Annotated in this window: 12 protein-coding genes; 7 read left to right on the forward strand and 5 right to left on the reverse strand. The window is 68.5% G+C overall.

All coding sequences use genetic code 11. The features are described from left to right. Together ACIOVG_RS07860 and ACIOVG_RS07865 are read left to right on the forward strand one after the other, a co-directional pair. On the forward strand, positions 1-336 hold the full coding sequence (locus ACIOVG_RS07860; protein ID WP_400871198.1) for a tryptophan synthase subunit alpha: 336 nt from the start codon (positions 1-3) through the stop codon (positions 334-336). Positions 337-338: 2 nt separating this feature from the next. Beyond that, positions 339-866, forward strand: a complete 528-nt coding sequence (locus tag ACIOVG_RS07865) for a GrpB family protein (protein WP_400871201.1) — start codon at positions 339-341, stop codon at positions 864-866. A gap of 227 nt (positions 867-1,093) precedes the next feature. Here the strand turns inward: ACIOVG_RS07865 and trxA are convergent, their stop codons facing one another. From trxA to ACIOVG_RS07885, 4 genes are all read right to left on the reverse strand, one after another. Next, positions 1,094-1,417 carry a thioredoxin gene (gene trxA / locus ACIOVG_RS07870; protein WP_017203843.1) on the reverse strand — a complete coding sequence of 108 codons (324 nt, stop codon included), beginning with the start codon at positions 1,415-1,417 and terminating at the stop codon, positions 1,094-1,096. A 67-nt stretch (positions 1,418-1,484) separates the two neighbouring features. After that, positions 1,485-2,459 (reverse strand): thioredoxin-disulfide reductase, encoded by a 975-nt coding sequence (gene trxB, locus ACIOVG_RS07875; RefSeq protein ID WP_400871205.1) that lies wholly within the window; start codon positions 2,457-2,459, stop codon positions 1,485-1,487. Between the two features lie 119 nt (positions 2,460-2,578). Beyond that, positions 2,579-4,213 carry a murein biosynthesis integral membrane protein MurJ gene (gene murJ / locus ACIOVG_RS07880; RefSeq protein WP_400871208.1) on the reverse strand — a complete coding sequence of 545 codons (1,635 nt, stop codon included), beginning with the start codon at positions 4,211-4,213 and terminating at the stop codon, positions 2,579-2,581. After that, the gene (locus ACIOVG_RS07885) at positions 4,206-6,401 is read right to left on the reverse strand and encodes a DUF6049 family protein (RefSeq protein WP_400871211.1); all 2,196 of its coding nucleotides are present in this window, start codon (positions 6,399-6,401) and stop codon (positions 4,206-4,208) included. The genes murJ and ACIOVG_RS07885 overlap by 8 nt, the downstream gene beginning before the upstream one ends. A gap of 97 nt (positions 6,402-6,498) precedes the next feature. Between ACIOVG_RS07885 and ACIOVG_RS07890 the strand changes: the two genes are divergently transcribed. From ACIOVG_RS07890 to ACIOVG_RS07910, 5 genes are all read left to right on the forward strand, one after another. After that, positions 6,499-8,007 carry a methyltransferase gene (locus ACIOVG_RS07890; protein WP_400871214.1) on the forward strand — a complete coding sequence of 503 codons (1,509 nt, stop codon included), beginning with the start codon at positions 6,499-6,501 and terminating at the stop codon, positions 8,005-8,007. Between the two features lie 235 nt (positions 8,008-8,242). Further along, entirely contained in the window at positions 8,243-9,298 is a 1,056-nt protein-coding gene (locus ACIOVG_RS07895) for an LLM class flavin-dependent oxidoreductase (protein WP_400871217.1), read from the forward strand. A gap of 39 nt (positions 9,299-9,337) precedes the next feature. After that, a complete protein-coding gene (locus ACIOVG_RS07900) occupies positions 9,338-9,526 on the forward strand; it encodes a hypothetical protein (protein WP_400871220.1) in 189 nt (62 codons plus the stop codon). A gap of 37 nt (positions 9,527-9,563) precedes the next feature. Further along, entirely contained in the window at positions 9,564-10,058 is a 495-nt protein-coding gene (locus ACIOVG_RS07905) for a GNAT family N-acetyltransferase (RefSeq protein WP_400871224.1), read from the forward strand. Positions 10,059-10,138: 80 nt separating this feature from the next. Further along, positions 10,139-12,091 (forward strand): collagen binding domain-containing protein, encoded by a 1,953-nt coding sequence (locus ACIOVG_RS07910; RefSeq protein WP_400871227.1) that lies wholly within the window; start codon positions 10,139-10,141, stop codon positions 12,089-12,091. 12 nt (positions 12,092-12,103) lie between these two features. Here the strand turns inward: ACIOVG_RS07910 and ACIOVG_RS07915 are convergent, their stop codons facing one another. Next, the gene (locus tag ACIOVG_RS07915; protein WP_400871230.1) at positions 12,104-13,861 is read right to left on the reverse strand and encodes an alkaline phosphatase family protein; all 1,758 of its coding nucleotides are present in this window, start codon (positions 13,859-13,861) and stop codon (positions 12,104-12,106) included. Positions 13,862-13,889: the final 28 nt, after the last annotated feature.

Consider the following 13,889-nt stretch of genomic DNA (forward strand, 5'->3'; position numbering starts at 1 on the left):
ATGACCGAGTCCGTCCCCCGCCGCGCCAGCCTCGAAGTGCTGCGTGCGGAGGCGACCGACGAGCTCGCCGTGCTCATCCAGGAGCGACTCCTCGGCGGAGAGGACCCCTGGGAGTTCATGGAGGAGTTGCCGAGCGTCGACGAGCTCGTGGTGTACCTCCTGCGGGCCGACAACATCACCGCGAACGATGGAGTGCGCCCCAACGCCGCTCGGCACTACCGTGTGCTGCGTCAGATCGCGCTGGAGTACCCGGAGCTCACCCCGGCCGTCTGGGGCCTCCTGGACGAGAAGCAGCGCCACCGGCGCTGGGACCCGTCGGTCGCCGACGCCTCCTGACGATGCCGCGGCAGCTGGTCGCCTACGACCCGGACTGGCCGGCGCAGTTCGAGCGCATCGCTGCCGAGCTGCGTGCGCACGGCGACCCGGCCTGGGTCGTCGAGCACATCGGTTCGACCGCGGTGCCGGGCATGCGGGCGAAGCCCATCATCGACCTCGCGGTGCGGGTCGCGGACATGGCGGACTTTGCGCGGCATCGGGAAGCGCTGGAACGCTTCGGGTGGCGCCTCGGCAGCGGGGTGCGCACACACCCGGTGATGGTGTTCGAGTCAGACGGCATCCGCACCCGCATCGCGCACTTCTTCCCGGCTGTCGACTGGGACGACGTGAACCAGCGGATCCTGCGCGACTGGCTGCTGACGCATCCGATGGACGCCGACCGGTACACGCACGCCAAGTGCGACGCCGTCGCGGCGGCTGCGCGTGGACAGTCGTCGTACAACGAGGCGAAGACACCCGTCATTCAGGAGATCGTCGACCGCGCGCGCGAGGCGCGGGGCCTGCCTTCTGTCCCCGTCTCCGACAAGTAGGCGGATCCCCAGGCAGTCGCGCACGGCGACACATCCCGGAAAGGATGACACTTCGCTGAACGAGTCACGGTGGAAGCTCCGGGATTCGTCCGAGACTCCGCGATTCGTCGGGGCAACCGCGTCGGGGGTAGCCGCGTGGGCGATAACCGCGCCGGGGATAACCGCGCCGGGGATGACGAAAGGCCGCCGCCTCCCGGGGGAGACGGCGGCCTGGACGTGTGAGGGGATCAGCCGATGAAAGCGGCGAGGTCCTTCTCGAGAGCGAACTTCGGCTTCGCGCCGATGATGGTCGTCTTGACCTCACCACCGCTGAAGACCTTCATCGCCGGGATCGACGTGATCTGGTACTTCATCGCCAGCTCAGGATTCTCATCCACGTTGAGCTTGAGGATGGTGATCTTGTCGGGGTTGTCGGCCTGGATCTCGTCCAGCACCGGGGCGACCATGCGACACGGGCCGCACCATTCCGCCCAGAAGTCCACCAGCACGGGACCGTCGGCCTGCAGAACGTCCTGCTCCCAGGTCGCCTGGCTCGTAGCCTTTGCACTCATCAGAGTTCTCCTTGATTCGAGGTTCGTCTGCTACAACAGCCGACGAGGTGAAACTGTTCCCGCCGCGTCAGGCGGTGAGGATCTCGGCGGCTTCGGCAGCCGGGAACTCGACCGAGGCATCGTCAAAATCCGCGAGGAAGTGCTCCGCGTCGAGGGCGGCGACCGTTCCGGACCCGGCAGCCGTGATGGCCTGGCGGTAGGTCGGGTCGATGACGTCTCCGGCAGCGAAGACGCCGGGGATCGAGGTCACAGAGGAGCGTCCGTCGACCCAGATGGTGCCTTCATCCGTGAGCTTCAGCTTGTCGTGCACGAGGTGCGTGCGCGGGTCGTTGCCGATCGCGATGAAGAGTCCGTCGAGCGGCAGGTCGCGCAGGGTGCCGTCGACCGTGGAACGCAGCTGGACGCCGGTCACGGAGTCTCCACCGAGCACCTCTGCGACCTCGCTGTTCCACACGAACTCGATCTTCTCGTTCGCGAACGCGCGCTCCTGCATGATCTTCGAGGCGCGGAGGGAGTCCTTGCGGTGGATGACGTAGACCTTCTCCGCGAAGCGCGTGAGGAAGGTCGCCTCCTCCATCGCCGAGTCACCGCCGCCGACGACGGCGATCGTCTTCTCGCGGAAGAAGAAGCCGTCGCAGGTGGCGCACCACGAGACACCGTAGCCGGAGAGACGCTCCTCGCCCTCGATGTCGAGCTTGCGGTAGGCCGAGCCGGTCGCGTAGATCAGCGCCCTGGTCTCGTGCTCTGCACCGCTGCCGAGGATGACCTTCTTGACGGGGCCGTCGAGCTGCAGCTCGGTGACGTCGTCGTAGACGACCTCGGTGCCGAACTTCTCGGCCTGCTCCTGGAACTTCGCCATCAGCTCTGGGCCCTGGATGCCCTCGGGGAAGCCCGGGTAGTTCTCGACCTCGGTGGTGTTCATCAGCTCGCCGCCGACCTCGACCGAGCTCGCGATGAGCAGCGGCTTGAGGTTCGCTCGGGCTGCGTAGATGGCAGCCGTGAATCCGGCGGGGCCGGAGCCGATGATGATGACCTGACGCATGTGCTCTCCGTCTTAGAAACTGCAGTCGAATGACCTTCGAGTGCTTCAACCCATGGTAGCCGCGAGGCATTCCCTGACCAGGGTCGCGCGCCGGGCTGGGAGACGGCTCGACGGCAGGCTCAGCGGCCGGGCAGGAACCGTCGCACCAGGGAACCGGCGACGCTGAGTTCAGGGGCGCGCATCAGGGCGAGGATCCCGATGTAGACCACGACCACGACAAGGCCGATGACGGCGGTTCCGACGGCGCCGAGGAACTGGCCGGCGACCATCCATCCGTCGGCGCCTCCGGAGAGCAGGTAGACCCCCCAGCCGGCGAGACCCGCGGGGATGCCGGCGACGGCGAAGCGGCCGATCGTGAGCATCCAGCTCCCGACCTGCAGGCCGCCGATCTTGCGGTGCAGCAACCAGGTCGCCACGACGGTCTGCAGGATGCTCGCGATCGACTGCCCGAGAGCCACCGCAGCGGCGAGAGAGGTGATCGGGATGACATCGGCCTCGAGCAGACCCCAGGCGGCGAGAGTGGTCGCCACGATGAGCACGCACTGGAAGATCGTGAACCAGAACGGCGTGCGGGTGTCGTCGTAGGCGTAGAACGTGCGCTGCACGATGAAGAGGATCGTGAGCGGGATCAGGCTCACGAGGTAGCAGAGCAGGACGAGGGCGGCTCCTTCGGCGGCGCTCGCTGCCGAGACCGTCTCTGTGGGCTTGGTGAAGACGCGGGATGCGGGCACGGCCGCCGCGGCGACTGCGGCGACCGCGGCGATGATGAAGAACAGGAGAGTTCGGATGCTGCGGGCGATGTCCGCCCGCACCTCCGTCGTCCGTCCTGCTGCGGCATGCTCGCTGATCTGCGTGAAGTAGGGCGTCCCGATCGACAGCACGATGACCGAGTACGGCAGCATGAAGATCAGCCACGCGTTGGCGGTCACCGCGAGCGAGGCACCGGATTCGGACGCCGCACTCACGATCCGCCCCTGCAGCACCCCGGCTGCGAGAGAGGCGAAGGCCATCAGGAAGGTCCATCCGGCAAGCTTGCCGACGTTGCCGAGCCCGACGCCGCGCCAGTGGAAGTCGGGGCGCAGCGCGAGGCCGGTCCGACGCCAGAAGAACAGGAGGATGAGGGCCTGGATGGCGATGCCCAGGGTCGCCGTGCCGCCGAGGGCGGCAATCATCTCCGGTGTCCAGGCGGAGGCGTTCGTCGACACCGGTGCGAAGACCGCACCGAGCACCAGGAACCCGATGATGGACACGATGTTGTTCACGACCGGAGCCCAGGTGAACGGCCCGTAGATCTTGCGGGCGTTCAGGGCTTCGCCGAGCAGCGCGTAGAGGCCGTAGAAGAGGATCTGCGGAAGACACCAGTACGCCAGAGCGGTGGCGAGGGCCTGTGTGGTCGGCGACAACCCACCCGCCACGATCTCGACCAGCCACGGAGCAGCGATCGTGGCGAGGGCTGTGATCGCGACGAGGACCACGGTGCCGAGGGTGAACAGCTTCGAGATGAAGGCGTTGCCGCCATCGGCATCGGCTGCGGCCTTCACGATCTGGGGCACGATGACCGCGGTGAGGATGCCGACCGAGATCAGCGAGAACACGCTGTTCGGGAGCTGATTGGCTGCGGCGAAGGCGTCGGCAGGGCCGGACTTGTACGACCCGATGACCGCCACCAGCACGATGCTGCGCAGCAACCCCGTCACGCGCGACACCATGGTCCCAGCGCCGATGATGGCGCTCGCGCGGCCGAGGCTACTCATTCGGCTTCTCGGCAGAGGCGGCATCCGGGGCAGTGTTCACAGCGTCCTCTTCCACGGCATCCGGATCGGCGGTTGCGTCTGCATCCGCCGCCTCCTCGTTCGCCTCGTTCCGGCGGCGTCGCACGGTGCGCCACACACCCAGACCGATCAGCACCACGATCAGCCCGCCGAAGACCGCCAGGCCGATGGTCTCCCATTCGGCACGCACGGCGACGCGGACGCTCTCGGTTCCACCGATCGGAACGCCGGTCGGAGTCGACAGGCTCAACCGGAGTGTGAGCTCACCGCTGCCGACACGAGCCGACACCGGGACCTTGACGCGGGTGCTGGAGTTCGCCGGGACCTGGGCGATGGTCACCGGCTCAACATCGAGGCGCAGGTCGGTGGGGATGACCGTCAGCCGCACGGTGACCGGCCAGGGCAGGTCGTTGCGCACCCGGAAGGGGAGATCGGCGGCTGCTGTGAGCAGCTGGATCGTGCTCGACGGAGGGATGCTGACCGCGCTCAGGGTCTCCCGCGTCGCCTCGCGGTGCGCACCGACCTCGGCGCCGAAGGAGTCAGCCGGGATGCCGACGGCGAGAGTGCGCAGGATCCGGATGCGCTCCGGACTCAGCATCAGCTGGGGGTCCGCGAGGATCGACGAGAAGTCCGTGAGGGTGTTCTCGTCGGCGAGCAGCTCGTGGACGGCGGCGGCGCGGCCGGCGTCGGGTTCCGTGGTCAGGGTCGCGGCCGTGGCCGGCGTGGCGCGGAGGTCGGTGAGGCCGAAGCCCGCGGTGTCAGCGGTCGAGATCGCATCCCGCAGCGCACCGGCACTGCGGGTCTCGTCTCGCTCGAGTCCGATGAGCAGGGGGGCACTGCGGTCGCTCTGTGCGGCGAGGAAGAGATGCGCGGTGGCTGCTGCCAGAGAACGTTGGCGCGCAGCGGCGTGGTTCTCTGCCGCGGCCTGCGAGAGCACCGCCGATGCCGCATCGTCGGTGACCAGGACCGCGGACGACCCCACGGTGGCGTGCGCCGATGTCGCACCGCCGACGCTGCTCGACGGGAGGACGGTGAGGGCCGCGCGTTCCAGATACGACGTGAAGGTCGCCAGGTCGTCTTGCGTGACGTCTCCGCGCGGCCAGAGGATGCCGGGTGTGGCGCCCTCGACCTTCGAGAGCGCGTCGTCATCGGGGAGCGCGGGGTCCTCCGTCGCCGCGGGGGAGGGCGTGGGGCTCATCGTCGGTGCGTCGGTGAGCGGAGCATCCGGCGTCTTCGGGAAGTTGCGTTCGTCGAGGAACGGTGCGAGCGTGGTCGGCTGCAGCAGCGACGGGAGCTCGGCATGTGCCTGCGCGGTGGCATCCGCGTCACCGAACTGGAGGGCGAACCGCTCGTTCGGCAGCTCGTCGAGCCGGGCGAGCCACTCGGTCGCCGATGCGGGTGCCGCTGTGCCGAGCACGCGGATCGAGGCCATGATCGCCGGGTCGATGGCGAGGATCGCCGCGGTACCCGTGACGCCGTCGAGCTGCGCGGTGAGTGCGCCGTCGTCGGCGGTGAGTGTGCCGAGCTCCTCTGACGTGAGCAGCGCTCCTCCGGCCGGAGTCGCCGTGATCGGCACGAGCACGCCGACCTTCGCGGTCGTGCCGGCCGTGACGACCAGCACGCTCGTCGCGTCGGCATCACGGTCGACCTCGTCATCGGATCCCGCGGCTCCCGTGCTCGCTCCGGTGAGAACCGCGCGCAGCGGGTAGACACCCGGAGCGATGTCGCCGAGCACCTCGTCCGGTACGACGACTGTCGTCGTCTCCTCATCGCCGGCTTCCACGGCGCTCGTGGTCTCGGTGCCCAGGGTGGTGAAGTCACCGGAGGCTTCGCCATCGTCGAGCCAGGTCGTGATCGCGTCGTCGTCGGCGAGAGGTGTGCGGTTGAGTTCGACGAGCACCCGTCCGCCGCTCAGCTGCGACTCGGTCTCGTTCTGCACAGTGACGATCGCCGACGTCGAACCGCCGACGGCGACGGCCCCCCGCGCGCCTGCCGAGACATAGAGCTCGACCGTCTCGTCATCCTTCGCCGGAGCGTCGTCTGTCGCGCCGACCGCTGCACTCGGAGCCACGAATCCACAGATCCCGAGTGCGATCGCGAAGACCGCGGTCCTGCGCGTGAGTCGCAGAAGGCGCGCACGGGGGCCGGTTTCGGGGGTGGTCACGGTCATGAAGGTCTTCCTCGAACGCCCGGGACAGGGCTGATCGTGAGTACTGACCTAGTGATTCTAGGAGGCCCGAGGAAGGAGAACCCTGAAGGCGCGTAGAGTGACGGCCGTGTCCGACACCCCTGCACCCGTCCCCGAGCCCCTGCTGTGCGCGGCGTTCGCCGCCGATCTCGACGCCGCCGACCTGCGTTCGGAGCCTCTGCGGAGCCTCTGGGGGGAAGAAGCGGATGACGCACTCGCCCGCGGCATGCGCGAGCCGATCCTGCGGCAGATCCGCGGTGACGGCGGGGTGCTGGCGACCCTCGGGCGACTTCTGGTGCTCGGGATGCCGCAGCCGCGGGAAGCCGTGGAGGCGGCGCTGCCACGACTGAGGGTGGCAGGACTCGTCGGTCTCGGCCTCGCGAGAGCGGATGCCGAGACCGTGACCCCGACCGCGCTGCTGCGCCCGCAGTCCTTCGTCGACACGGAAGGCGTCGGTGAGTGGTGGATCGCGAGCGACCTCGACGAGGTGGCGCTCGACGGTGCGCTGCCGCCCGACCACGTCCTGGGAGTCGGCGGCGCCTCGCGCACCCTGGCGGAGATCGTGGTGCCGATCGAGGTGGAACGCGCGCTCGACCTCGGCACCGGATGCGGCATCCAGGCACTGCTGGTGGCTCGCCGCGCCGGCACGGTGATCGCCACCGACATCTCGGCCCGTGCGCTCGCGTATGCGGAGATGAACGCTCTGCTGAACGGTGTGAGCAACATCGAGTTCCGCTTGGGCAGCATGTTCGAGCCGGTCGCCGGTGAGGCCTTCGATCTGATCGTCTCGAACCCTCCGTTCGTGATCACGCCCCGCGGCGATGATGTGCCCGAGTACGAGTACCGCGACGGCGGACTGGTCGGCGACGCCCTGGTGGAGCTGTTCGTGCGCACCGCACCGTCGTACCTCACCGAGGGCGGCATCGCGCAGCTGCTGGGCAACTGGGAATCACGCGGAGGGGTGGCCGGTCTGGCCCGACTGGAGGCGTGGGTGCCCTCCGAACTCGACCTCTGGGTGATCGAGCGCGAGCAGCTCTCGCCCCTCGGCTATGCGGAACTGTGGATCCGTGACGGCGGCACGAGACCGCGCGATCGGGCGTTCACGCCTCTGCTGACCGCCTGGCTCGACGACTTCGCGGCCCGGGGGGTGACCTCGATCGGATTCGGGTACGTGCTGATGCGCCGGGGTGGCGGCACCCCTCTGCGTCGGACGGAGCGCCTCATGCAGCACGTGTCAGGCGTCGGTCAGGCCCTCGGTACCGGGCTGCACGGTCACGATCTTCTCGCCGAGGGGGTTCCCGCCACGCTCGTCACCGCGGCGGATGTCACCGAGGCCCGGCACCTGCTGCCCGGAAACGACGACCCGAGCGTGATCGAGCTGCGCCAGGGCGGCGGTTTCGCGCGCACGGTGAACGTCGACCCCGCGCTCGCCGCGTTCGTGGGCGCCTGCGACGGCGACCTCACCGTCGGCCAGATCGCCCAGGCCCTCGCCGACCTGTTCGACGTGGCACTTCCCGAGCTGTGGACGGAGCTGGAGCCGCGCATCCGCTCGCTCGTGCTCGACGGTTTCCTGGTGCCGGCGGAATAGCCCACGGCATCCTGTCTTCCTCTCCCTCGCGTGGTGGTGGGGGCGTGGTGCGCGGGGTGCAGTGGTCCGCGGGGTGGAGTGGTCGCAGATGGTCGCTTCCTCGGTCATGATCCGGCGTTCTGCGACGGCTCGCCACGGGGAGTGGTCGCGAATGGTCGCCTCGGATGCCTGGATGCGACCATTCGCGTCCACTCCCGGGGGAATAGCCCATGGCATCCATGCGTTCGAATACATCATGAAGGCTTTCGGATTCCTCTCTTTCGGGCACTACGCCGACGTGCCAGGTTCGGCGACCCGCACCGCGGGCGACATGCTGAAGCAGACGATCGCGATCGCCGAGGGTGCTGACGAGATCGGCGTCAACGGCGCTGCGGTCCGGGTGCACCACTGGGCGCGCCAGGCCGCGTCTCCGATGCCGTTGCTCGCGGCGATGGCCGCGCGCACGAAGCGCATCGAGGTCGGCACCGGCGTGATCGACATGCGCTACGAGAACCCCCTGCAGTTCGCCGAGGAGGCCGCGGCACTCGACCTGATCGCCGATGGGCGGATCGCACTCGGGGTGAGTCGTGGGTCACCCGAGACCGCGCTTCGCGGCTATGAGGCCTTCGGCTTCCGCGACGAGGAGGACCCCGAGCGCGGCAGCGTGCTCGCCCGCGAGAAGTTCGACATCTTCTTGCGTGCGATCGACGGCGAACGCCTGGCTCAGGGCGACCCTCGGATGGTCGGCGCCGGGCACTATCTCGCGATCGAGCCGCAGTCTCCGACCCTCCGCGACCACATCTGGTGGGGATCGGGTTCCCGTGCCACCGCCGAGGAGACCGGTCGCAAGGGCCTCAACATGATGAGCTCCACGCTGGTCACCGAGGCGACGGGGCAGCCGTTCCACGAGCTGCAGCGCGAGCAGATCGAGCTGTTCCGTTCCGCATACAAGGAGGCCGGTCACACCGGCACCCCGCGCGTCTCGGTCAGCCGGAGCGTCTTCCCGCTGATCTCCGACATGGACCGGGCGTACTTCGGTCTGCGCAGCGAGGAGAACGGCGACCAGATCGGTGTCATCGACGGCTTCCGTTCCACGTTCGGCAAGACCTATGCGGCAGAGCCCGACGTGCTGATCGAGCAGTTGAAGAACGACGAGGCCGTGATGGCCGCGGACACCCTGATGCTCACGATCCCGAACCAGCTCGGCGTCGACTACAACCTGCACGTGCTGCAGGCTTTCGCCGAGCATGTGGCTCCGGCGCTGGGGTGGAAGCCGAACACGGAAGGTCCTGTCGAGGGGTACGCGATCTGAGCGAGCTGGTCGAAGAGCTCGGTTGATAGGCTCGCGTTCATGAAGACCAACTGGACGCTGCTGCTGACCTCAGTACTTCTTCTGGGGGGCTTCTTCCTCGTGCGCAGCCCCGAGGAGTTCTCGCAGGGTCTCGGGTATGCCTTCATCTTGGGAGCATGCGCAGTCCAGCTTCGCTACCTCCTCACGTCGATCAGTTCCTACCGGAGGCGTCAGCTCGACCAGAGCTGATGAGGCCGCAGCGCGCGGGCACTGGCATCCTGATGCGATGACATTCGCTGTTCGCCCCCCGTGCATCGCTGACGCCCCGGAGATCGCCGAGTTGCACGTGTCGACGTGGCGCGAGGCATATTCACACCTCTTGCCGGACACCTTCTTCTCCGAGGAGTACGTTGCGGGTCGTCACAAGATGTGGGAACACGTGCTCAGTCACCCCACGGATGGCGTCGTCGTCAGAGTTGCTGAGAGCGAGGGGAAGATCATCGGCTTCGCATGGGTCGGACCGGGGACGAGGCGTGAAGGGGAAGAGCCGCCGCGCGTGCGTCAGCTGTACGCGATCTATGTGGCCGCAACGCACTACGGCTCCGGCGCGGCCCAAGCGCTTTTGGATCAGGCGCTGGGTGACAGTGGGGCGATGCTCTGGGTCGCCAAGGAGAATCCCCGAGCAACAGCGTTCTACCTACGCAACGGATTCCATTTCGACGGCACCGAGCAGATAGATTCGTCCGCACCCGCCATGACTGCAGCTCGAATGGTCAGGTAGCGAACACCGATCACGCCGGCGTGTGGCGACGTCAGGAATCGACCCTGCGGCATTCCGATATACCGGGGTAGCCTGTCCGCATGCGTGTGCGCGGGAGAGGCCTTGTCATCGGAGTCGCGGCGTTGTTCACGGCCGTCGTCCTTGCAGTGCCCGCATCGGCGGCCACCACGTCGACGTGGGCAGCCTGGCAACCACTGACCGGAGTCGGTGGCGCGTTCACGACCTCGGTCGCGGTCGCCGCGAACCCCGCCGTCACGGCCACCGTCACGAGCGACTCGCGCGGCGGACAGGTCGGCATCATCTCCGGGGCATCCGTCTGGCTGTCTCAGGGGACGCCGGTGGGCGCGAAGTACGGCTCGAGCATCAACCAGCCGTACCTGAACCTGCGTCCGAAGGCCGACAACGCGACGAGTCCGTCGACGACCACGTACTCCTTCGACGCACCGACCCCCGCGTCGGGATGGGCCTTCGTGCTCGGCGACATCGATGCCGACGCCGTGCGCATCAGCGCGGTCGGAACGGACGGGCAGGCGCTGACGGCCGCCCAGCTGGGTTTCCGGGGCGGCTTCAACTACTGCGCGCCGGGCGTCGCCGGCAAGCCCTCGTGCACCGGCGCCGCGGATGACGTCCCCACGTGGAACCCCGTGACCCTCACACTCATCGGAAACGCGGCCGCGGCCGACACGAGCGGCGCCGCCGCGTGGTTCGAGCCGAACGTCCCGATCACCTCGCTGAGCCTCATCTTCACCCGACGCGCCGGATTCCCGGTGTACCAGACGTGGTTCGCCTCCCTCGCCCGCGACATCACCGGCACCGTCGCCGACCTCGTCGAGGGGCCGCTGACCGGCGTGACGCTGAGCCTCACCGACGCGAACGGAACCGTCGTCGGCACGACCACGACGGCGGCAGACGGTACCTATTCGTTCGCCGGATTCGTGGCGACCGACGGCTACACGGTGCGCGTGACGCCGCCCGACGGAAAGATCTCGACGGGAGCGACGACTCAGTCCGCCGATCTGACCGATGCGGATGCCATCGCCGACTTCACCGTGCGCGACATCATTCCGGTCGCCGTGTCCGGCCAGGTGACGGATGACAGAGGCGACCCGGTCCCCGGAGTGACCGTCACCATCGACGGCCAGACGACCACGACGGATGCCGACGGACGCTACCTGTTCGACTCGGTGCCCGTGGGAGAGCACACTGCCGAGATCGTCGCACCGCCCGGATTCACGATCACGGACTCGCCGCCCGCCTTCACGGTGCCGGAGGACAGCGAGGATCCGATCACGGGCGTGGACTTCGCGCTGGCCGAGAACCCGACGCTGAGCGGCACCGTCGCCTCGAACGGCGCCGGTGTCGCGGGAGTGACGGTCACGGCGAGCGGCCCCGGGGGCACCCTGAGCACCGTGACGAACGCGAACGGCGACTACAGCTTCCCGCGGTTGCCGGCCGACGACTACGACATCACGATCACGCCCCCCGGTGGATACGTCGCCGCCGGCCCTGTGACGCGGGCGGAGCAGGTCGCAGCGGATGACGTGGAGGACGTCGACTTCGCGCTCGCCCGCCTCGGATCCTTCGACGGTGTCGTGCGCGATGCCGGCGGAGGCCCCATCAGCGGTGTCGTGGTGGAGGTCTCCGGCCCGGGCGGCACGCAGCGGCTGACCACGGATGCCGACGGCTCCTACGGACTCGGGGCACTGCCGCCCGGCACCTACACGCTCACCGTGGTCGCTCCCACCGGCACGACTGTCGTCGGAGCGGCTACGCGCACCGTCCTCATCACGGCTGCGGGCGAGGCGATCACGGATCAGGACTTCACGCTCTCCGCCGTCGTGGTCACCCCGACCCCGACGCCGACCCCGACCGATACGGTCTCCCCGACGCCGGGCACGGGTGGCGGGCAGGGTCCGCTGGCGGGAACAGGCCTCGGGCCGGAGACGTTCGCCTGGGCCGCGGGTGGCGCGGTCGTGCTGATCCTCGGCGCGACGCTGCTGATCGCCTCCCGTCGCCGGTCGAAGCGCGACTGACCAGAACGGACGTCAGCCCTTGGGCGGGCCGAACAGCTCCTCGCCGTGCTCGTGCAGCAGCCGGTAGGCGTCTGCGAAGGTCTCCGGCTCCGGCTCGTCGGGACGTCCGTAGCGGGCGATCAGCAGTCCGAGCAGTCCGCGGGCGGGGGGAGTGAGCGGCTTCTCCTGATCCTTCTCGCCGGGATGCGGCGGATTCTGCTCGGGGTTCGGCGGGGTGTAGGCGGGGGTCGTGATCGGCCAGTCGGCGGGATGCCGCGGCTGGTCGAGGTTCACGACGCCGAGGATGTTGTTCGCGGACTCGTCTCGGTCGTTCAAGGGCTTCAGGCCGTGCAGGCGCGAGAGGGTCGCGGTCACCGAGCCGTGATGCATCTCGTCGTGGATGATCGTCCCGCGCCGCGTGTACGCCGACACCGCGATCGCCGGCACCCGGCATCCGAGGCGGTCGAAGGTGAAGCCCATCTCGCCGGGGCCGGTGTCGGGCGTCGGCTTCGTGGCAGAGGGCGGCGGCACGTGGTCGTAGCATCCGCCGTGCTCGTCGAACGTGATGAGCAGCAGGGTGTTGACCGCGTTCGACCCCTTCGCCGACGCGCTGGTGCGCACGGCCTCGTAGATGTCGTGGATGAGCCGGTCTCCGGCGCGCACGTCGGAGATCGCGCTGTCGAAGATCTCGGAGCCGTCGACGTCGCTCGCCCGCACCTCGCCGAACGGCGGGTGGAAGTCGTTGTGGTCATAGACCATGCGCGGCTCGATGAACGCGTAGGCCGGGAGCGTGCCGTTCCTGGTGTCGGCGTAGAAGTCCTCCATCGTGCCGAAGTGCTCGGTGCGCCAGTACTTCTCGAGCACGGCGGCGTGCAGCATCCCGGTGAACGAGACGAGCTGCAGCTTGTCGATGTAGACCTTCCACGAGATGCCGGCATCCTCGAGGCGGTTGAAGACGGTGGGCGCAGCGGGCGCATCGAGCCACTTGGAGTAGCCGCCGCCCGCCTGGTTGGTGACGAAACCGTGCGAGGTGGAGGCGTGGAAGAACGAGCGGTTGCAGAAGGTCTGCGACGGCACTCCGGCGTACCAGTGGTCGAACACCGCGAACTCGGAGGCGAGGGTCGACAGCGTCGGCAGCATCTCGGGGGAGAAGGAGCCCATGATGTGCCGGGCCTCGTCGAGCGACGGCTCGACCCCCTTGCGCAGCCGGCGCAGATTGACGAAGTAGTCGGTGAGGAACCCGGACATGGTCGCCTTCGTGCCGTGCGGCGGAGCGTTGAACGGGGCGTGCATGCCGTCGACGTAGAGGTCTGCGTTGGAGGCCGGGTCGATCGTGTCGAACAGCTGGGTGTTGACGTGCGGATACTCCTCGCCCGGATCCGGGTCGGGGAGGCTCATGATGCGATCGGTGTCACCGGTGTGCACATGGGCGGGGACGACGGTGCCGTCGGGAGCGGTGTTGCTGTGGTCGCCGAAAGCGAGTCCGTCGAAGGTCTCGCCGTCGGGCAGCGTGTCCTTCGAGTACAGGTAGCCGAGCAGGTTGTCGAAGGAGCGGTTCTCGCCCATCACCACGACGATGTGGTCGAAACCCGGCTCCTTGCGCGGAGTCAGGGCGGCGAAGGGGTCGGGCTCAGCGGCGAAACCGCTGCGACTGTTCGCCGCCATGCCTGCGCCGATCGCGGCTCCGCCCGCCCCGCCGACGACGGCACCGGCCAGTGCGGCACCACCCATCTTGAGGAAGCCTCGGCGGGAGGTGTCGGGTACGGGAGAACGTTCGTCGTCAGCGGCCACGAGCCGATCCTATGACCGCGGTTCGCGC

Origin of the sequence: Microbacterium sp. NPDC087591 (genome assembly GCF_044743625.1) — a bacterium.
GTDB lineage: Bacteria > Actinomycetota > Actinomycetes > Actinomycetales > Microbacteriaceae > Microbacterium.